Annotated in this window: 19 protein-coding genes; 6 read left to right on the forward strand and 13 right to left on the reverse strand. The window is 50.9% G+C overall.

Features of this window, described 5'->3' with window-relative positions:
- Positions 1-76: 76 nt before the first annotated feature.
- Both CSA35_09380 and CSA35_09385 read right to left on the reverse strand, forming a co-directional pair.
- Positions 77-1,426, reverse strand: a complete 1,350-nt coding sequence (locus tag CSA35_09380; protein PIE53806.1) for a transcription termination factor Rho — start codon at positions 1,424-1,426, stop codon at positions 77-79.
- 16 nt (positions 1,427-1,442) lie between these two features.
- On the reverse strand, positions 1,443-2,051 hold the full coding sequence (locus CSA35_09385) for a hypothetical protein (GenBank protein PIE53807.1): 609 nt from the start codon (positions 2,049-2,051) through the stop codon (positions 1,443-1,445).
- A gap of 34 nt (positions 2,052-2,085) precedes the next feature.
- Here CSA35_09385 and CSA35_09390 point away from each other — a divergent pair, with 34 nt between their 5' ends.
- The gene (locus CSA35_09390) at positions 2,086-2,574 is read left to right on the forward strand and encodes an ECF transporter S component (GenBank protein ID PIE53808.1); all 489 of its coding nucleotides are present in this window, start codon (positions 2,086-2,088) and stop codon (positions 2,572-2,574) included.
- Here the strand turns inward: CSA35_09390 and CSA35_09395 are convergent.
- From CSA35_09395 to CSA35_09415, 5 genes are all read right to left on the reverse strand, one after another.
- Positions 2,571-3,395: a hypothetical protein gene (locus CSA35_09395; GenBank protein ID PIE53809.1), complete on the reverse strand. Its 825-nt coding sequence runs from the start codon at positions 3,393-3,395 to the stop codon at positions 2,571-2,573. The genes CSA35_09390 and CSA35_09395 overlap by 4 nt on opposite strands.
- Positions 3,392-4,351 (reverse strand): 6-phosphofructokinase, encoded by a 960-nt coding sequence (gene pfkA, locus CSA35_09400; protein PIE53810.1) that lies wholly within the window; start codon positions 4,349-4,351, stop codon positions 3,392-3,394. The genes CSA35_09395 and pfkA overlap by 4 nt, the downstream gene beginning before the upstream one ends.
- Positions 4,352-4,460: 109 nt before the next feature.
- Complete coding sequence (locus tag CSA35_09405; GenBank protein ID PIE53811.1) at positions 4,461-5,210, reverse strand: hypothetical protein; 750 nt, start codon at positions 5,208-5,210, stop codon at positions 4,461-4,463.
- Positions 5,211-5,546: 336 nt separating this feature from the next.
- Entirely contained in the window at positions 5,547-6,296 is a 750-nt protein-coding gene (locus CSA35_09410) for an SAM-dependent methyltransferase (protein PIE53812.1), read from the reverse strand.
- A 714-nt stretch (positions 6,297-7,010) separates the two neighbouring features.
- On the reverse strand, positions 7,011-8,039 hold the full coding sequence (locus CSA35_09415) for a hypothetical protein (GenBank protein ID PIE53813.1): 1,029 nt from the start codon (positions 8,037-8,039) through the stop codon (positions 7,011-7,013).
- Between the two features lie 266 nt (positions 8,040-8,305).
- Here CSA35_09415 and CSA35_09420 point away from each other — a divergent pair, with 266 nt between their 5' ends.
- The gene (locus CSA35_09420; protein ID PIE53814.1) at positions 8,306-8,509 is read left to right on the forward strand and encodes a hypothetical protein; all 204 of its coding nucleotides are present in this window, start codon (positions 8,306-8,308) and stop codon (positions 8,507-8,509) included.
- Between the two features lie 377 nt (positions 8,510-8,886).
- Positions 8,887-9,636: a hypothetical protein gene (locus CSA35_09425; GenBank protein PIE53815.1), complete on the forward strand. Its 750-nt coding sequence runs from the start codon at positions 8,887-8,889 to the stop codon at positions 9,634-9,636.
- Positions 9,637-9,813: 177 nt separating this feature from the next.
- Here the strand turns inward: CSA35_09425 and CSA35_09430 are convergent, their stop codons facing one another.
- Entirely contained in the window at positions 9,814-10,611 is a 798-nt protein-coding gene (locus CSA35_09430; GenBank protein ID PIE53816.1) for a sirohydrochlorin cobaltochelatase, read from the reverse strand.
- A gap of 375 nt (positions 10,612-10,986) precedes the next feature.
- On the opposite strand from CSA35_09430, the gene CSA35_09435 reads away from it, so the two are divergent.
- The gene (locus CSA35_09435; protein PIE53817.1) at positions 10,987-12,015 is read left to right on the forward strand and encodes a glycerol-3-phosphate dehydrogenase; all 1,029 of its coding nucleotides are present in this window, start codon (positions 10,987-10,989) and stop codon (positions 12,013-12,015) included.
- A 121-nt stretch (positions 12,016-12,136) separates the two neighbouring features.
- Complete coding sequence (locus tag CSA35_09440) at positions 12,137-12,427, forward strand: hypothetical protein (protein ID PIE53818.1); 291 nt, start codon at positions 12,137-12,139, stop codon at positions 12,425-12,427.
- Positions 12,428-12,492: 65 nt separating this feature from the next.
- On the opposite strand, the gene rpoD is transcribed toward CSA35_09440, so the two are convergent.
- The 3 genes from rpoD to CSA35_09455 all read right to left on the reverse strand — a co-directional run bounded on the left by rpoD (position 12,493) and on the right by CSA35_09455 (position 15,513).
- The gene (rpoD, locus tag CSA35_09445; GenBank protein ID PIE53819.1) at positions 12,493-13,632 is read right to left on the reverse strand and encodes an RNA polymerase sigma factor RpoD; all 1,140 of its coding nucleotides are present in this window, start codon (positions 13,630-13,632) and stop codon (positions 12,493-12,495) included.
- Between the two features lie 194 nt (positions 13,633-13,826).
- Positions 13,827-14,507 (reverse strand): hypothetical protein, encoded by a 681-nt coding sequence (locus tag CSA35_09450; protein PIE53820.1) that lies wholly within the window; start codon positions 14,505-14,507, stop codon positions 13,827-13,829.
- A 76-nt stretch (positions 14,508-14,583) separates the two neighbouring features.
- Positions 14,584-15,513: a histidine kinase gene (locus CSA35_09455; GenBank protein ID PIE53821.1), complete on the reverse strand. Its 930-nt coding sequence runs from the start codon at positions 15,511-15,513 to the stop codon at positions 14,584-14,586.
- A 209-nt stretch (positions 15,514-15,722) separates the two neighbouring features.
- Between CSA35_09455 and CSA35_09460 the strand changes: the two genes are divergently transcribed.
- Positions 15,723-16,406 carry a DedA family protein gene (locus CSA35_09460; GenBank protein ID PIE53822.1) on the forward strand — a complete coding sequence of 228 codons (684 nt, stop codon included), beginning with the start codon at positions 15,723-15,725 and terminating at the stop codon, positions 16,404-16,406.
- Between the two features lie 9 nt (positions 16,407-16,415).
- Here CSA35_09460 and CSA35_09465 read toward each other — a convergent pair whose 3' ends face one another.
- Both CSA35_09465 and CSA35_09470 read right to left on the reverse strand, forming a co-directional pair.
- Positions 16,416-18,212 carry a hypothetical protein gene (locus tag CSA35_09465; protein PIE53823.1) on the reverse strand — a complete coding sequence of 599 codons (1,797 nt, stop codon included), beginning with the start codon at positions 18,210-18,212 and terminating at the stop codon, positions 16,416-16,418.
- On the reverse strand, positions 18,176-18,916 hold the full coding sequence (locus tag CSA35_09470; protein ID PIE53824.1) for a haloacid dehalogenase: 741 nt from the start codon (positions 18,914-18,916) through the stop codon (positions 18,176-18,178). The genes CSA35_09465 and CSA35_09470 overlap by 37 nt, the downstream gene beginning before the upstream one ends.
- Between the last annotated feature and the right edge of the window lie 145 nt (positions 18,917-19,061).

Consider the following 19,061-nt stretch of genomic DNA (forward strand, 5'->3'; position numbering starts at 1 on the left):
ACAGCACAAAGCCGTTCTTTTTACAATAAACGTCTTCCGCTTAAAAGGCAACCCCACTTTTGTTCATCAGGGAACGTTAGGACATCTTGATCCCTTGAAGAAAATCTCTATTCGTCTCTGTCTTTTTAAGACGACCTAGAATGAGATTCAGAACCCCAGCTTCGTCAACCCCAGAGAGCTTTCGACGGAGAGCCCATAACCTCTGGAGATCCTCCTCAGGAAGAAGCAAATCCTCTCGACGAGTTCCTGAACGTACGATATCCACAGCAGGAAACGTCCGCTGTTCCGCCAACTTCCGAGACAGGTGGATCTCCATGTTACCCGTCCCTTTAAATTCCTCGTAAATCACGTCGTCCATACGACTTCCGGTCTCTACCAGGGCTGTGCCAATGATAGTTAAGCTGCCGCCCTCCTCGATATTTCGAGCAGCTCCGAAAAAACGCTTTGGGAAGTAGAGAGCTGCTGGATCCATCCCACCAGAGAGAGTACGTCCCGAAGGAGGAATCGTCAGATTGGAGGCCCGGGCGAGTCGGGAGATGGAATCGAGAAGGAGAACCACATCCTTGCCGGCCTCCACCAAGCGCTTGGCCTTTTCCAAAGCCAGATTAGCCACACGCATATGTTCCTCGGCCGGACGATCAAAGGTCGAGGCGATAATCTCTCCGTCCACCGATCGAGATATATCTGTAACCTCTTCAGGACGTTCATCGATGAGAAGCATCATAAGGATACTGTCGGGATGGTTTACCGTTATTGAATTGGCCAGATCCTTCAGAATGGTCGTCTTTCCCGCCTTAGGAGGCGACACCACTAAGGAACGCTGCCCCTTCCCTATGGGAGAGAAAAGGTCGATGATTCGGCTCGAAAGTCTCTTGCTCTCAGTCTCAAGGACGAGTTTTTCATTGGGAAAGATTGGAGTGAGTTGAGCAAAATGGGGGCGATGTTTTGCTGCTTCGGGATCGGTAAAATTGACGACCTCAACTCGTAGCAGTGCTTCGTAGTGCTCCTGTTCCCGAGGTTTTCGAACCATTCCCCAGATTACGTCGGCATTTCTGAGGCCAAAACGGCGTATTTGCGATGCGGATACGTAGATATCGTGATCACTGGGAAGAAGCCCCTTAGGACGGAGAAAACCGTACCCATCGCTGAGAATCTCGAGAGTTCCGCCACCGAAACGAGTCTTCATACGCTTGGCTTGTCCTTCAAGGATAGCCAAGATCAGATCATCCTTGCGAAGGGTAGAGATCCCAGACAGATCGTCCTCTTTAGCAATCTGTCGAAGCTCGGGAATTGTCAGAGCCGCTAATTTTCCGTAAGAAAACCTAGGGTTGGGAGGAGATTTCCGAGGAATTCGCTCTGTTTCTATCCTGGACGAATCAAGGACTGCAGGGATGGTCTGGGCCACGCTTTTTTCTTCTGGGGTCATTTCGGACTGGATCCTCTCATTGTGAATTTAGAACAGAACCGTGAGCCTCCACGATATCGAAGGCCATTCGGCGAACCAAGCGATCGTTCAGGTCCACTTGAACAAAGTAGCTCCCTATAGGTAAGGGAGTCCCATCTTCTTGGAGAAGGTAAAACATGCGATCTTTATCAACGCTGTCCAAAATCTGTATTTCGTCGTAAATTATTTGATCCCGGAAATACCACCTAAACCGAATTTCATCTTCTCCGTTTCCACCGACGGTATTAACCAACACGCAGAGCTGGCGTACACCATACCCAAATCGATCACCCACACCGTAGGGGACCCCTGCATCGTCTACATCGATACAGACCACAGTCCGGTCAACCCAAGCAGCACCGAGGGGACCTTTGTGGAAGCCGATCCACAGGAAAAACAGGACAAAAAATGCGATAGAGGTGAATATGAAGAGGACGAAGAACTTTCCGCTTTTCAACGATGACACACCATTCTCAGTCGAACTGGTCCAGAAAGGAGAAGGAATAATTCCCATCTGGATCGGGCCAAGCGGGATACCAAAGAGTATATTGGACACATGATCGGATTGACAAGAGCGATAGTACCAGAAACCCCCAGGATAAGGCAAGAGGGAGAACCTTCCCCAGAAAGGAGAATTCCACATGCGTAAAGACATAACACGGTCCATAGCACTCGGAGCTCTCGGCATCGCCATGGTCGCAGGAGCCACAATATTAAGTGTTCCTGTCCCAGGATTTCGGCTATATTTTAACTTAGGCGAGGGTATCATATACACCGTCGCCATCCTACTGGGCCCCCGACTGGGCTGTATCTGCGGAGGTCTGGGGGCCGCTTTGGCTGACCTCATTCTAGGGTATCCCCTCTGGGCCCCCCTCACCCTGCTTATCAAGGGCCTAGAGGGCTATGCCGTCGGCAGCTTGGCACCCAAAGGACGTATTCGAGCTCTGGCCACAGGAGCAGCCATCATGGCTGGAGGGTACTCTCTCTCGGCAGGACTGCTCTACGGCTGGGCAGCTGCCCCCATTGAACTGGGCACCGATATCATACAGACCGGCATAGGAGCTGCCATAGCACTTCCTCTGTCCACCGTTCTTCGTCACAGAATTCTTTCGAAGAAGCTGACCGATTAAAAGCCAGCACTCCATCGAAGTTCCTGAACAAGACTGATATGGTCCTCCAGGGGAATCCCGTCCACCGACGGTTCTCCCTGGAGGGTCGTACCATCCACCGCTCCAGCTGTCACCTGAGCCTTGATCATAGCAGCGACTTCTTCGCCGTCCACACCACACCACCATCCGACGGATACAGAAAGGGCAGCAGCCAAAGCGTAGCCCCCCCAATCAGAGACATCCACAGGCAAAGCGACATCGGCTGAGATCACGGAGAGACACGAGCCATATTCAGGCATCAAAAACATGAGATCTTCCAACAAAACCCCCATCCCTGCCTCGTTTCCTCCGTCGCCAACGGCCACAGAGACAATATCCCTTTCCACGACATCGTCCAGAGGCACGACCACCTCCGAGATATCCTGAGAACGCATATCGTAGTATCGTCCGTCCGAAGCCCGCCCAGGACGCTCGATAAACACTAATCCGTCGGGAGACCACCTTAAAATTGAACTCCCCTCCTCGGCTTGATGGACCGCCACACCTCCGATAGCCGATGATGCCGCCTCTACGACTGCCCAACAGGACGAGTCAGTCCACAGTGACGCCTCCACACCGCTTCGAGAGAGAGCCCGCCCCAAAGCAGCAGCTCCACCGGGCCCGTCGGTCTCAGCCGCACCTACAGCGGGAATGAAAAAGCCCGTCACCACCGCCACTCTTCGGCAACGGAGAAGTAACTCCACGGCCCTGGCCAGATGCTCCCGACAAGCAAGCCGGGATGGGCCTCGAGCTGCACGATCTGACGCGACCAGGGACAGAGCTGAGGCAAAAAAATCACTCATATACTCAGAGTGTCGATCAATTCGATCAACTCAGGGTTCAGGGGCTTTCGCCCCTCCCAAGAAAGACTCAGAGGTGCGGCTACCATACGATGACAGAGACTTCCTATCATAATTCCTCGGCCACCCTCCAGTAAATTCTCCACAGCAAAAGCGCCCATCCGGGAAGCCAAAATAGTGTCAAAAGACGTAGGTGAACCTCCTCGTTGAATATAGCCGAGAACCGTCACCCGGGCGTCGTACCCACCGGTATCCTTCAGCTCCTCCTTCAGCCTGACAGCTGATATGGCTCCCTCGGCCACGATAATTAGAGAATGCTGTTTCCCCGCCTTGCGAGACTGGTGAAGCCGTTCACACAAAAACCCCACATCCAGTTTGCGTTCGGGAACGACGACAAACTCAGCACCACTTGCCACTGCGACATTCAAGGCTAAAAAACCGGCTTCCCGCCCCATGACCTCCACGATAAACAGACGATCATGGCTGGACGCCGTATCCCGCAGTTTCTTCACCGCCTCAAGGGCCGTGTTGAGCGCCGTATCGTATCCGATAGTCTCGTCGGTTCCAGCCACATCGTTGTCGATAGTACCGGGGATGCCCACCACAGGGACGCCACGCTTATGTAGCTCCCATCCTCCCCTGAAGGACCCGTCACCACCGATGACGACCAAGCCCTCGATCCCGGCCTTGTCTATGGATGCGACAGCAGAGTCCATCCCCTGGTCAGTCTGAAACCGCTCGCTCCGAGCTGTTCGAAGCACCGTACCTCCTCGATGGATAATCCCCCCCACATCTCGCGGTTCGAGACGCTGAAAGGCCCCATCCATGAGCCCCTCGTATCCCTGATACACGCCATAAACCTCAACCTTCCTGTACACGGCAGAGCGGACCACCGCCCGAATAGCGGCATTCATACCAGGGGCGTCCCCTCCGCTGGTGAGAACGGCAATTCGATTCATCAAAAGGACCTCCCAACGGGAAAATACTGCTCTCATTGTATCACGGGAAATAAAAAAACCCCGGACATCAAGACCGGGGCTTTGGTTTCGACAACGTGGTGGTACAGTATTACTTCTGAAGCTCGTCGATACGAGCTTTGATAGTTGCCAGCTCAGCATCCAAGACATCCAGCTGTTGTTGCAGCTCCTCCCGCTGAGCCTTAATGTTCCCCAATCGAATAATAAGCCGATCAAGCTCAAGACGCTCGGCAGCCTTGCCCGTGAAGAATTGATCCGGGTTGTCATGGTTCACATCCCAGTAAAAATCGATAGACGATCGCCCCATGGTGATCGGGCTGACGGCCGGTCGTATGGAAAATCGAACGGTCTTGGCCTTTTTTAGCAGAGACTGACCGGATTTTTCGTTATACCTCGGGAAATAGACGAATCCCTCCCGATGCCCCGTCAGCTTGAAATTAAACCTCTTATCGTAATCGACCGGAGAATATTTTTTATTGGCGATCCACAAGGTCAATTGCTCGCCAAAGGGAGCCATTCTCATGGCAGGACCGTAATTTTCAATCTCGATGAAAATGGGGATATACCGCTCCAGCTGAAGGGTCTTGAGAAGCTGGTATTTATAGTTTTCCTCCTCGTCCTTGGTCCACAGGTTTGCCTTGGCCTCCTTTTGCACAAGAGCCTGAATGTACTCAGCAGCATAGTATGATACAGTAATCTTAACGTATCCGACTCCATCCTCGTTCTCGTATGTGACCGACTTTCTCCACCGGGAAAGAACCGAATCCGTCGACGCCCAGGCGCATACGGTCCACAGAACACCAAGCAGCACTCCCACAGCGATACTCGTACGTTTACTCATAGGGGGAACAGCCTCCTTCGTGCCAATCTCACGCCATTATAGCAAAAAAGCGAATCCTTGCGACACGGGAGACTTCAAACATCGATAAGCTCACTATATCGGAAGCACACAGCCCCTTTGACACATACGTTTGAGCTCAACCCAGGAAAAAGCCTCTCCCGAAGGACTTTTTGAGACAGTAAAATCCAACACAGACCAGGCAGAAGAAAGCTCCTTAAGTTCCTTAGTCTCAAAAAAACCGCTGGTGAGGTTCCCATACAGGGCATCATTAAGCAAGACAAAGTTGTTAGGCTTGACGTGACAGATCCAGAGTCCGTACCAATAACATCAGAAAAACTACTTCCGACTTACCAAAGCAATATAACAAAACTTATCCTCATTCTCCATAAAGAACTTCTTCATTTCCAAAAACTGCTCATAGTTAGGGTCTTTGGAAGCATTTTCGTATATTCTCATCATTCCCTCAAAGCCCTCATCCCGCACAAGCCCTTCCTCACTCATGAATGCCATACGTCCTGTTTTTATCTCACAGTGATCAAAACCCACGTTTTTAAACAGTTGTACCCAATGATCTTCACTCAGTGGCGTTGCTGGTATATTGATGACTTTTCTCAACGCCCCTATAAGCTCAGGATCTTCGTTGGGCAGGTTGACATCATGAGTCAACAACACACCACCATTTTTGAGTACCCTAAAATATTCCCCTATAGCTTTTTTCTTGTCCTCGTTGCTGAGCATGGTAAGCATCGCCTCGTTGATCACGACATCGAAGCATTCATCCTCAAAGGGCAGATTTCTAGCGTCCGCTTTGACAAGCTCAATTGCATCCTCAAAGCCTGCGTCACGTATATTACTCGCAGCAGTTTTTAAAGCGTTCTCACTCATGTCAACGCCCACTATATTTGCACCATACTTGCTTGCAACATCAATCAAAGTCGTCCCCATGTTGCAGGCGACCTCAAGAACGTTTGAGTTTTTACTGATGCCAGCCCTTTCAATGAGCCACTCAGTCGCAACTTTTCCGCCCGGCCTTAGCGTTTTCTTACCAATCCTCGCCAATAGTTCGTGCCCTGGTACTCTTCGCATCAAAATGACCTCCCAAAAGACATCGCCTTACAAAAACAAGAGCTTCGTATAGACTCGACCAATCACACCATAAAAGTAAGGATACACTACCCTCTTGGTACGACTATAAACCTTATCTATATGGTAAGGTTTATTATAGCAGATAGATCAACAGACAGAGCATAGGGGAAGTTTGAGGCCGGTGGATTGTACACAACACATGGCATATAGAGAAGCGTGCAGGAAATAACAGGTTTGTTTGCAAACCAAGTAAGAATTGGGCGTGAAAGAACCTGAGAAATAGTTACACACATATTGAAAGAAAATAAACACCATAACAGATCTCTGAACAGCGTGACTCCTGGCGAAAGGGTCTGCTTGTTCCAAGAAACAGGCCTTCCCCGTCTTGAGAAGAAGGATCTTAGCCACCCCTTGAACTTAACCTCCGAGATTCTCTCCGTGGAAATATTAAGTACGGGATTTACGTCATGCCCGTCCCTTCGGAGGATGGTTGCCCATGAGTCATCGTTAAATCCTGCCATGTCGTTCATAAGCATGGTCACCGGCCACCACCATACACGGCGTCAAAGTAACCCGAGTGACTTTCAGTGACTTTCATAGATCTCAGACGACAGCGAACATCGTCCAATGTCGGCGTCCCCTCCACTGTTCCAATCACAAACTGATCGTCTTCCCGGTCCAAATCACGATCTACGTCTCCCTAGCTTACCGAGATTATCGGATTAAGAAAGGAAATAACAACGCTCCTCCCCACAGGAGGCATGAAGCTCCCCCCCCTACGGAACATCCCCCTGAGCCCTTTGTTTTTGGGGGCTCTGAAGCACTATTGTCACCAGGATACTCGTTCCAGTAGGGATCAAGAAACTCTCGAACCTGAGGATCAGAGGGAATCGAGGAGGTTATGTTTATGAGCGACCAATCATAGTCCTCCATCTCTCCCCGGTGGTTCAGAAAAATCCGAAGATCTCCCACGTGATGTCCATAGGCTCCCGCGTGCAGTATGGGAACCCCTCGTATAACCTTAGGGTATCTTAAAGTGATATGGGTATGCCCCCCACAAATAACGTCGATATCCCCCACGTTTTTCGCCAACTCCCGATCCCAGAGGTATCCCAGATGGCTCATGACGATCACCAAAGAACATCCCTCCTCCTCTCGAAGAAGCCGGACTATCCGTCGAGCAATATCAAAGTATCGCTCGTCAGCATAAGGTTTGCTGTCGTAGGCTTTGATAAGAAGCCCGAAAAAGCCCACCCGAATCTCTCCGAGCTGAATGACCTTGTAGGGAAGAAGTTTTTGGGACAACGAAGACGAGGTCTCCCGAATAAAATTAGCACATATCGAATCAAAACTAACAGACGAGAGGGCTTCATCCAATCCCTTGGCTCCAAGATAAAAATCATGGTTTCCAGGAATACTAATGTCAATAGAACAGAGTGAAAGCCCTTGAAACTCAGGAATACCCCGAAATTTCTCAAAAGTTGAGGGATCCTCCTCGTAAACCACGTTATCCCCCATATTAAGAGCCAATACAGGAATTCCCTCCTCTCGTGCTTTCTCCTTGACATTCTTGATGACCCAAGCAATTCGAGATAATCCCCCTAAGTTATCCTTATCAGGTTTAATAGCCCCCTGAAGATCACTTAACATCAGGATCCGAAGAGAGACCCCATAAGCCGGATATGAAAAAAAAACGAAACAAGAGAGGAGTAGAACACCGTATTTGAATCTCAACGCAAACATCTCCCTTCAACATACAGCATACTGACAGCTACAGGGGACCTAGTTTATGAAGAATAATTCAGAGATACCTTACGAGCAGCCACTCCTATTTGAGAAGTTCAAACATTATAATTGTATAGAAAATGCTAGTTAGACGTCAACTTTTTCATTCGCATCGCTGGTTGCTGTCATTGCTCAATGATACTGTCACCCCATAACTGATCAGAGAAAAAGTCACCCCTCCGGCAGAAGTTTCCTGGCTACTATTGGGTATGAGACAGGAACGAGTGACAGAGTCATACAAGGAAATCAAGCGGATCAAGATCATGGAGCTGCTGGTCAACGGGAAAATGACTAACCAGGAGGCAGCGGAGTCTCTGAGGGGACGAACATCTGCCCCCAGAGCACCTCAAAGCTCCACTATGGCCCATGCTGCTATAGAGGTACGAGAGGCTCTGTCTGGACTGTTGTGGGTCGTGTATAAGGGGTGACGTATCTAGATGGAGGAGGTTGAGAAGACCCCCAGAGAGATTGCCACTCACGAAGAAAAGCGGGCCTGTGAGGGCCCACAAGCCCACTCCTGACCACCCATGGAGGCGTGGTTTCAAAAAGATTCACCATGATACTACACGTGATAGTTCATCTGAGCAAGAGGGGCCAGGAGTGACTTTTTCTGGCTTGACAAACACAAATATTACGATTAGTATGATTAGATAGAATATATCAGTTAGAGTTTGGCTTTTGTATCCACATTATTGGTGACTGGTATTATCTGTCTGGTGGTAAAAGGAGGTTCTGGAAGAGAAAGTACAAGCTAACTCAAAGAGGAGCAAATCGAAGCATTTTTTAAAAAGGATGGTGATTTTACATGTGCAGAAACGAAAAAAAACGCCACACAAAATCCATTATCTTGACTTTGTTACTTATATCTTTTTCTGCTCTTCTCTTGGGAGGTTGTGGAGGCGGTAGCGATGGCAATCCAAATGGACCTGGCCCTGCTCCTGGTCCCGACCCCGCCTCTAAACCCAAAACAGCTATGGAGGCTTGGGAGGGAACATGGAGTGGTACAGGAAGCGCCTCTGCTCTCGTAGACCAAGGTGAAGGCGAGGGAACATCGACCACCTCTATTACAGTTAATTCTCTCGTCATCAAAAAAGGGACTCGAGCAGGTGATGCTATGACCTTCACCTTGAACGGGAACGGAGAACTCAACAATCAGGGTACAATGGCTGGCACCGTAACCATGAAAGATGTGGAATTTTATATGATCGGCGCAGAGCAAGCAAGCGGTGACATCTCAGTCTCTGCCATAGAGGTAGGCAAGAAAGGGAGCGTGACTATAAACATCCCAGGGAAAAACCCCATGACGCTTAACCTTCAGGAAATGAATGAACCATTGAAGGATGATTTTACCCGCCCTTTAATCTTCACCTCTAAAGGCCTCTCCTATGAGGCGGAGTCTAATAAAGATGGTACGAGCGGCTCTGGTCAGATCGAGGTTATCCTCTCAGGAAACACCATGGATATCACCGGAACCGGATCGGGGGAGAGTAGTGAAGATGTCTCTCAAGGCTCTCTGAAAAATGGAAATATGAAGATCACTTTGACAAGAAAATAAATTCGCTCTTAAAGAAGAGCTCCCTGTCACACATGATAAATTGGTGCCCCCAAGGAGTCCATCAGCTCTGCGGGGGCACCAATTTCAGTTTTTTGATGCGTTTCCATTATTTTTTCTTCCGAGAAAGATACGATGGCATCTTTGCTCAGAGGTTGAATCAGATCACAAAATTATCGGCTATACTTCGTCGTCTACAAACCTGAATTTTTGAGCGAGCATTTCCCCCATCCAGGGTAACTCGCCTAATCCTGTAAGTACGGGATTTACGTCATACCCGTCCCTTCGGAGGATGGTTGCCCATGAGTCATCGTCAAATCCTGCCATATCGTTCATAGCATGGTCACCGGCCACCACCATACACGGCGCCAAAGTAACCCGAGTGACTTTCATAGATCTCAGACGACGGCGAACATCGTCCAATGTCGGCATCCCCTCCACTGTTCCAATCACGAACCGATCGTCTTCCCGATCCAACATGATCTGAAGCTGGCTATAGGCAGCGTTGGCAAAGTGATACGAGCCGTGTCCCATAAGGACGACAGCTCTATGAGCATCACCACTCTCTCCGTAGGACTCTTGAAGTCCCCTGACAAAGCGCTCAAAGTCATCCTGTCTGTACAGGAAAGGTTCAAGCAAAACAAGACGTGAAAAACCGTATTTTCCCGTGACAGCATCGGTTCCTCGAATCAGCTCTTGAAGGTCACCGTATTCCTTCCCAGGTATGATATGCGTTGAGACCACCGTCACGTGGGAAAATCCCTGATCTCTCATCTTCGCCAGTGCGATCTGAGGGCTATCAATAGTACCCCCCTCACTCTTGTTCAACTTTCTGCGGATTATATTGGACGTGTAGGCGATCCGAATCTCCCTGTCGGGACACTCGGCCTCTATCACCTTAAACAAGGTGTCGATCGCCAATCGTCCCGATGCTACAGTGGTCCCGAAAGAGACCATAAGAACTCCTTTTTTCGTCATTGCTTCCTCCCTATTGAATTTCTATTCGGGATTCGTTCATCAGGAAGAGGATAAAATCCTCCTAAGCAAGGATAGCAAGACCGAGACTGATTTCCCGTTCAGCCAGAGCCGATGTTTCACCCGACCGCGATCGTCCATGACAAAGAGGATGATCTGGCGAGTACAGTCTTCCTGATAGCGAATGTCCACCTAAAAGAAGATGCATCGGGCACCACTGGAAGACAAGCTCCATCATCCACATTGATGGATATCACAGATCATCGCCCCCTTGTCGCCATGTTGTAGTACCATGGTGTTCGAGACGAAAAACTGGAAGAACCCCATACCGAAAGGAGGAGCGGCGAAACGGCCCGCTTGTTTCGCCGAACGTGACGTATGAACACGATCACCGTATTTGGAGCCGGCAGCTGGGGCACCGCCCTGGCGATGCTCCTCGCACGAGGAGGCCGAAAGGTGACCCTCTGGTGTCGATCAAAAAAACAGGCCGAACGGGTTACCTCACTCGGCGAAAACGCCCGATACCTTCCGGGCATTCCAATACCATCAGACGTTCAAACCACGGACAATCTCCAGAGTGCCATGTCACACTCGGAATGCTGGATCCTTGCCATCCCGACTCAGGCCGTCCGCTCTATACTCAAGCAACTGAGTGCCCAAAATGTCTCAAAAACTAAGGTCTCGGTCTGCAACGTGGCCAAGGGAATCGAGATTGAGTCTCTTCTCAGAATCAGCCAAATCGTCGAGCACGAGGCCCCCTGGATGCGATACTCCATTCTATCAGGCCCTACTTTGGCAAAAGAGGTCGCTCAAGGGCTTCCTGCGGCTGCGGCTGTCGCATCGTCCAGCCCATCGGAGGCTACGCTATGGCAGACAGTACTCAACGGATCGACCTTTCGAGTATACACCAGCACCGATGTCTGTGGCGTCGAAACTGGAGGAGCCCTGAAGAACGTCATCGCCATAGCATCGGGCATGGCTCACAGAATGCAGGCCGGGGACAACGCCACAGCCGCCCTTGTCACTCGGGGACTGGCAGAGATAACTCGCCTCGGAGTCGCCATGGGGGCCTACCCCATTACGTTGGCGGGGCTAGCCGGGATAGGCGACCTGATGGTCACGGCCTACAGTCGCCATTCCAGGAACTTTCGCCTGGGAATGGCTTTGGAGGAAGGCCTGCCCCTAGCAAAAGCTATGGAAACCCTTGGTCAGGTCGCCGAGGGAGCTTTCACCGTTCAGGCCGCCACGGCACTGGGCAAAAGGCTTGATGTGGATCTTCCCATATCACGGGCGGTCCATCGGGTGCTTTACGAGGGAGTTGCCCCAGCCTCAGCTATGCAGGACCTCATGGCTCGAGATCCCAAGCCAGAATACCCGATGGACATTTTCCGAGACTCAACTCGTTAAGAAAGGACGCTCGCCCCCATTGTGCAACGCGTTTTTATACTGTATACTCCCAGAGCTCAACAAAATAAAGGTTTTAAGAAAATATTTTTAACAGAACAATCCTGATTCTATTCTGAAAGGGATGATATCCGTGGTGTGGGCAAAGTTTTTTGAGGGTATTATGTTGATCTGTTTCGGAATGGCATGGCCAGCGTCTATATGGAAGAGCCTCACCTCCAAAAGCACCAAAGGCAAAAGTCTGCCGTTCCTTCTTATTATTCTCGTAGGATACGCCGCCGGCATCCTCAAATGCCTCTTGGAACCCCACATGCATTGGCCAGTGTTCGGGTTGTATTTCCTCAACTCGACCATGGTCAGCATCGACACAGCCCTCTATTTCCGAAACCGAAGAAGAGAGTTCCAAACCCAATAACGGTTATTATTGTCATAAAAAAAGCGAGTCCGGAAGAATCGGCTCGTCTTTTTTTATATGTCTTCCTATTCCAAAAAGTCTCGAAGGGTCTTACTTCGACTCGGGTGTCGGAGTTTTCTCAGGGCCTTGGCTTCAATCTGACGAATTCGTTCCCTCGTGACCCCAAATCGGCGCCCGACTTCCTCCAAGGTGTAAGCGCGACCGTCCTCCAGGCCGAAGCGATATCGAAGAACCTCTCGCTCTCTGTCAGAGAGCGCATTCAACAGCCCATCAATTTGTTCGTGCAGGAGGTTACACGCCGCAGCTTCCTCAGGAGAAGGCAGATCACGATCCTCAATGAAATCGCCAAGTTGGCTGTCCTCTTCTTCACCGATAGGGGTCTCCAGGGAGACCGGAAGCTGCGCTATTCGCCGGATATCCTCGACCTTGGTTGCCTCAATCTCCATGGCCTCAGAGATTTCCTCGTCCGTAGGCTCCCGACCGAGCCGCTGAACGAGTTGCCGAGAAACTCGGACCATCTTGTTGATGGTCTCCACCATATGAACAGGAATGCGAATAGTCCGTGCCTGATCGGCGATAGCTCGAGTGATGGCCTGGCGAATCCACCACGTGGCATATGTGCTGAACTTAAATCCTTTTCTGTAATCGAATTTCTCCACAGCTCTAATAAGACCGAGGTTTCCTTCCTGAATCAGGTCCAGGAAAAGCATGCCCCGTCCGATGTATTTTTTGGCTATACTGACCACCAATCTGAGGTTGGCATCAATTATTTTCTGCTTGGCATCCTGGTCTCCGTCCTCAACCCGCTTGGCCAAGGCAACTTCCTCGGATGCATCCAGCAGGGGAACTTTACCGATCTCCCGAAGATACATACGAACCGGATCGGTCAACGGGATATCGTCTAGTTTTCCCAATTCGTCTACATAGACAGCATCCCCGTCGGAGCTTCCAGATTCGCCGGCCTTGAGACGGGGGGCTCCGGCATCGACGACCTCAACTCCCATTTCCATGAGATTTTCGAAAACGTTCTCCAGAACCTCGGTGTTCCAGAACTCGACGGGAATATATTTTTCTATGTCTTTTTGAGTAACAAATCCACTTTTACGCCCCTGAAGGATAAGCTCACGAATTCGATCCATATACAGCTTGAGATCGTCTCTGGAAAAGCTCATCTCTCCTGTGGTCACGTTTTTTGCTTCTGGCATATCGAAAACACTACTCCCCCTGAATAAAGAACCCATACGTGCGAATAATCGAACGTGCCACTATCATCTTACCAATAAAAAACGCCGATCTCAACGACTCAGCCCAACCCAAGATCGACGAAAAAATCTGAATTCGAGGAAAAACATTTTCAAAAAAGGGGAGATATGTCCCACTCATCCGCACTCTAAAATCATTACCCCAAGGCAAATCGAACATCAAGCATCGGCGGCATAGCGACGTCTGGAGGAGGACCCACGACCTGCCTGGTCTCAGGCATCTCGAAGGAGTGAAGCACCGTCGAAATACGAAGATCCATGACATCGTCGGTCTCGTAGGAGACTGCCGAGCGACGAAAGCCGAACCGCTCAGCATAATATGGAATAGATCCGTCGCATGCCCCGTGAGAGATCATCCCCGATATCAATCCATCTAAAAAGGCCGTCTCGTCCTTCAATGGAAGGGGGGTGGTCATCATGATAATTTTTCGCACTCCCCGGGGCATAGATGAGCTTCGAAAAAGGCACTCGGTTACACCTGCAGTCAAAGCGCTTTCGCCCCCTTCGTTTCCATCCTCAAGGACAGTCGAGACGACATCTTCCATAGCCGGAGAGTAGCCAAACATGAGGGAAAACCCCAGAGAAAACCCTGAAATACCTTCAGGGTTTCCGTCCCACATCATGGTTCCGGCGATACCAGCCCCCAAACCACACACATAGAGGAACTCGCTTCCCAGTGCCAAAGCCCCACAGGCAAGGCGAACCATCTGTTCTCCCTGTATTTGGTTTGCCGAGACAGGGCACCAATCCATATCGTAGGGAAACAGATCAGACACCTCGAAGTCCAGGTCATTTTCCCAGTAGGGCAGGCGATTCATTCCCATTCTCCCCTCGTACAGAAAAGAGGCGGCCACCTCAGGTGACCGCCCTCGAAAAAGATCATATCGAGAGTTGTCAATCCGTCACCAGCACCCCTTGTCGACCTCGGAGCAGCGAACAAACTCTCTCCACAAGGTCACCGATCTCGGGCTTTGTAATTTGAGAGTCGGCACCGATACTCGCCGCCTTACGTCGTATATCCTCCGACATGATTGACGAGAAGATAACGACTGGCATGGCCCGGTGTTGTTCATCCTCCTTGACCAAGCGAGTCAGGGCAAAACCATCCATCTTAGGCATCTCAATGTCGGATATGAGCAGGTCAAAGTGCCCCGGTTCCTCCTCACTGATCCGATCCCAAGCGGCCTTACCATGCCCAACACTTTCCACGTTATGGAAGCCTCCCTGAGCCAAGACATCCATGACCTGACGTCGTATCAGGGGTGAGTCCTCAGCGACCAGAAGACGATACTGATCCAAGTTGCCCAGCCCTTGTGTCAGAATCTCAGCCTGAGTCTCGCTCAACCGATACTGCGACATGAGGGACGGGTTCACCGTCTGAACGATACGCTCGTAGTCGAGAAGAATGATGTTCCGCTCGTCCCGCTTGATAACGTACAGGGAGTTTTCACCCAGAAACGTCCCGGTCAAAGAGGCATCTAACTCGTCCGAGTTGATTCGATAGATTCTCTCGACGGCATCCACCACAAAACCAAGTTTTATCTCGTTGAACTCGGCAATGATGATCTTGCTGTCCTCTCGCGAAACGCTTGCCTCGATCTTGAGGTATTTCCCCAAGTCGACCAACGGAAGAACCTCGCCTCGAACCGTCGTGATCCCCACCATGGATGGATTAGCGTCTGGTACTTCCCGACAGCCTGTCCAGCGGAGAATCTCCCGGGTTTTATCCACGTTGATAGCAAAAGCCTGATGTCCCAAGTAAAAGACCACTACCTGCCATTCATTGGTGCCGACCTCAGTGAGGACCTTGTCGTTCAACCGCATAGCCACAACCCCCATTCGCACAGGTCACAAAAATCGATTATAGTGTACCACAAAACAACACACACTCCGCACATGAAGACAAAAGACTCCCCGTTATGCTATAGTCTCATCATGCTCGTATCTCGGCTCTTTTTCAACAATATTTTAAATTCAAAACACAACAAAAACGATCAAGTCTGCACAAACAGGAAAAAGGAGGATACTCCATAATGAACCGTCATACATTGCAAGTACTCATAATTCTGATCCTCGGACTAACCACCGTCATCGTCGGTCTTACATACCTGCCCACCATCACTGACTGGATCGTGAGGACTGTGGGCTCAATGGGGTACCTCGGTGTCATGCTTCTTATGGCTCTTGAGTCGTCGTTTTTCCCGTTTCCCAGCGAGGTCATTATACCGCCGGCGGGGTATCTGGCAGCCCAGGGAGAGATGAATCTGACCTTGGTGATACTGCTGGGCATCATCGGGAGCCTCCTGGGGGCTCTGTTCAACTACTGGATCTCCATGACAGCGGGACGACAATTCTTTGAACGATATGGCCGACTGTTTCTGGTCTCTACGAAAACACTGGAAAAAGCGGAGCGATTCTTCACCCGCCACGGGCATGTCAGCACTTTTGTCGGACGACTTCTGCCGGGCATCCGTCAGTATATCTCCCTGCCAGCGGGTATCGCCCGAATGCCCCTGATCCCCTTCTCCATCTGGACATCCCTGGGGGCCGGTATCTGGGTGACCATTCTGGCCCTGCTGGGTTACTGGATTGGCAACCACGGGAACGAGATTCACCAATGGATGCACAAAATCTCCATAGGCCTGGTGATCATCTGCATGTTCGTGATCGGCCTTTACGTGTTCACGGTGCGTCGCTCCCGTCAGAAGACCCCCTGAAAGTTCGGGCTAGGCTATGGTTCGAAGCAAGGCCAAGAGAAGACCAGGGTAGCCGATGGGAGTCTCGGCAATGGCACCACTGAAGCGCTCGATTATTTGACGAGCTTTTTTGTAGTAGCGCCGATCATCTGTCATAAACCAGAGAGTCACCAGGTTTCCCGCCATAACGGAGTTCCCCGACAGCAAGTCTTCGTCCCATGCTTTTGAACGAGCAAACAGCAACCCCTCATCGTCGGTTTGAGAGAGGCAATAGCCACCGTCACCATCGTCGAATAAAGCATCACAGCGTTCGAGATACTCTTGGGCTACGGTAAGCCACCGCTGCCCCCCCGTGGATCGGGAGGTCTCCAACATCCCCCAAATAATGTTCGCATAGTCATCCAAATTAGCCGGAATTCCGCTCGCATGCTCCAGTTCGGAGTCCCGAAACCGGTGACACTCCCGGACAGCCATATCCGTGTATATTGGCCTGTTCATGAGCCTTCCGCATCGAGCCAAAGCAGCAATCATAAGGCCGTTCCAGTCGGTGAGGACCTTTTCGTCCCTCTGGGGCGCCGTCCTATCGCTTCGAAAAGACTTCAGGACTTGACGGCTCTTGTTGAGAAGAACCTCCAGGTTTTCAGGGCTCGAAAATCTTTCTTTCTCGGCCAGAACGTCCAGGGAGTCAACCAAGAAAAGAGCGTTGGTGCCGGATGATATTCCCTGTTCATCGACGTAATTCCCTGCCTCGGTCACACCGTAGCACCGACAAAACAAGGGCGCTTCAGTGCCCAATACATCATAAATCTCCCTGGCAGACCAAAGATAAAAATCGGGAACCGAGGCATGAGAGGCAAAGAAGCCTTTCTCCGAAGAATACAGATTCAGGAGTACATACGCTAAGATCTCGTCAACCACCCGACGGTACGAAATCTTTTGATATTTATCAAACCCCTCAGCATAAGCGACTGCCATCATAGCCTGATCGCTGAGCATTTTTTCGAAATGAGGATGCCGCCAGGCCCGATCAACAGAGTATCGATGGAAGCCCCCTCCCAGATGGTCTCGAATGGCTCCCATCGCCATTGCGTCCAACGTGGCCTGACAGATCTCGTTGCAACGATCACAGTGGATGGCCCGTCCTATCTCAGACAAAAACAGGAGCCGTTGAACCGTAGGGAACTTGGGACCTTCGCCGAAGCCGCCCCACCGAGCATCAAAAATAGCCTGCAAACCCAAAGACGCCTCTCGGATGGTGTTGTCGGTCGGAACCCCTCCCCCCCTCCGGGGCCCCTCACAAAGGGATTGAAGAATTTCCCCAGAAGCTCGACGAAGAGACTCGTTCTCGACCTGCCAAAGCCATTTGATCCTGGGAAGGCAGTCTAACATTCCAGGACGTTCGGGAGCACCCCTGAGAGGCATGAAGGAGGCCACGAAAAAAGGCTCCAGCTCCGGGGTGAGAAAAAGATTGAGAGGCCATCCCCCCGAGCCATTCATCACCTGTGCGACATCCATCGCCGCCGCATCGAGTACAGGGTATTCCTCTCGATCTACAAGTACTGGTATAAAATCATCGTTCAGCAGAGCCGCCACCTCTGCATCTGAGAAAACCTGAGTTGTCATGACCGTGCACCAGTGACAGGCTGAATATCCCAGATGAAGAAAAAGAGGCTTATTCTGCTCCCGTGCAACAGCTCGAGCCTCATCACCCCAAGGATACCACTGAACGAGATCTTGGCCATGAGACCGGAGATACGAGTTTTCTGCATCCTCCAAGATATATCGTCCTTTCACGACAACCCCTCCCTCTCCACGATAGGCACCAATTCCTCAAGGCCATCCAAGACCTCCCACGCACCGACAGCTGATAATGCTTTGTCGTCGAAACGCCCTGTCGTTACCCCAATGCCTCGGACACCAGCGGCCATGGCCGTCTGTATATCGACATCGGTATCTCCCACGTACAACGTCGAGTCAGCTGACGCTCCAAGAGCATTCATCGCACCCAGTACCATATCCGCCTCGGGCTTGGGGCGGTATATCTCGCCCAATCCCGTAACGAAATCGAAGCGATCAAAAAGGCCCACAGCACGAACGACTGGCTCAGCTTCCTTCCGATTGGTCGCAATACCGAGGCAAACTCCTAAAGATCGAAGCCGATCCATCGTCGGGAGTGTCTTGGGAAAGGGGACGATGCCAGCATATTCGATTTCCCGAAAGATTTTTCTATACTCGTTAAGCCAATGCTCATCGTAGTCGCCCCACAAGGCATGCATCCCCTTTGAAAGGGGGATACCCACGATGCCCATGACCTGTTCTCTTGAGACCGCAGGAAGCCCCATTCGTTCGGCAACCCCGTTCATGCAGTTGGTGATTCCCTGACTACTATCTACTAATGTCATATCAAAATCAAACAAGATAACTCGAATCATGCCCATCACATCCTTTTTACCTGTACCTGCATAGAACACAAACGGCCGACCCAGTATACTGGATCGGCCGTCGTAGGTGCAAACAAAAAACGCCGCCACTGCTACGACACCACCGGCGTCACGAACGAGGTTTGTTCTTCTACCCGGAACTGCCCAACAATCGCGTTGAGCCGTTCGGCACCGGACGAGAGGTTCTGAGCCTCTTGCGCCACCTGCTCCGAAGCAAGTGCCGTATCGTCGCTGC

The organism is Dethiosulfovibrio peptidovorans (assembly GCA_002748665.1).
GTDB lineage: Bacteria > Synergistota > Synergistia > Synergistales > Dethiosulfovibrionaceae > Dethiosulfovibrio > Dethiosulfovibrio peptidovorans_A.

Excerpts from the sequence above, each read along its gene's own strand:
- CSA35_09395 (PIE53809.1), bottom strand. The coding sequence starts at position 3,395 with ATGAGTGATTTTTTTGCCTCAGCTCTGTCCCTGGTCGCGTCAGATCGT.
- CSA35_09435 (PIE53817.1), top strand. The coding sequence starts at position 10,987 with ATGAACACGATCACCGTATTTGGAGCCGGCAGCTGGGGCACCGCCCTG.
- CSA35_09380 (PIE53806.1), bottom strand. The coding sequence starts at position 1,426 with ATGACCCCAGAAGAAAAAAGCGTGGCCCAGACCATCCCTGCAGTCCTT.
- CSA35_09450 (PIE53820.1), bottom strand. The coding sequence starts at position 14,507 with ATGAATCGCCTGCCCTACTGGGAAAATGACCTGGACTTCGAGGTGTCT.
- CSA35_09390 (PIE53808.1), top strand. The coding sequence starts at position 2,086 with ATGCGTAAAGACATAACACGGTCCATAGCACTCGGAGCTCTCGGCATC.
- CSA35_09410 (PIE53812.1), bottom strand. The coding sequence starts at position 6,296 with ATGCGAAGAGTACCAGGGCACGAACTATTGGCGAGGATTGGTAAGAAA.
- CSA35_09430 (PIE53816.1), bottom strand. The coding sequence starts at position 10,611 with ATGACGAAAAAAGGAGTTCTTATGGTCTCTTTCGGGACCACTGTAGCA.
- pfkA (PIE53810.1), bottom strand. The coding sequence starts at position 4,351 with ATGAATCGAATTGCCGTTCTCACCAGCGGAGGGGACGCCCCTGGTATG.
- CSA35_09460 (PIE53822.1), top strand. The coding sequence starts at position 15,723 with ATGAACCGTCATACATTGCAAGTACTCATAATTCTGATCCTCGGACTA.
- CSA35_09425 (PIE53815.1), top strand. The coding sequence starts at position 8,887 with ATGTGCAGAAACGAAAAAAAACGCCACACAAAATCCATTATCTTGACT.
- rpoD (PIE53819.1), bottom strand. The coding sequence starts at position 13,632 with ATGCCAGAAGCAAAAAACGTGACCACAGGAGAGATGAGCTTTTCCAGA.
- CSA35_09440 (PIE53818.1), top strand. The coding sequence starts at position 12,137 with ATGATATCCGTGGTGTGGGCAAAGTTTTTTGAGGGTATTATGTTGATC.
- CSA35_09405 (PIE53811.1), bottom strand. The coding sequence starts at position 5,210 with ATGAGTAAACGTACGAGTATCGCTGTGGGAGTGCTGCTTGGTGTTCTG.
- CSA35_09415 (PIE53813.1), bottom strand. The coding sequence starts at position 8,039 with ATGTTTGCGTTGAGATTCAAATACGGTGTTCTACTCCTCTCTTGTTTC.
- CSA35_09455 (PIE53821.1), bottom strand. The coding sequence starts at position 15,513 with ATGCGGTTGAACGACAAGGTCCTCACTGAGGTCGGCACCAATGAATGG.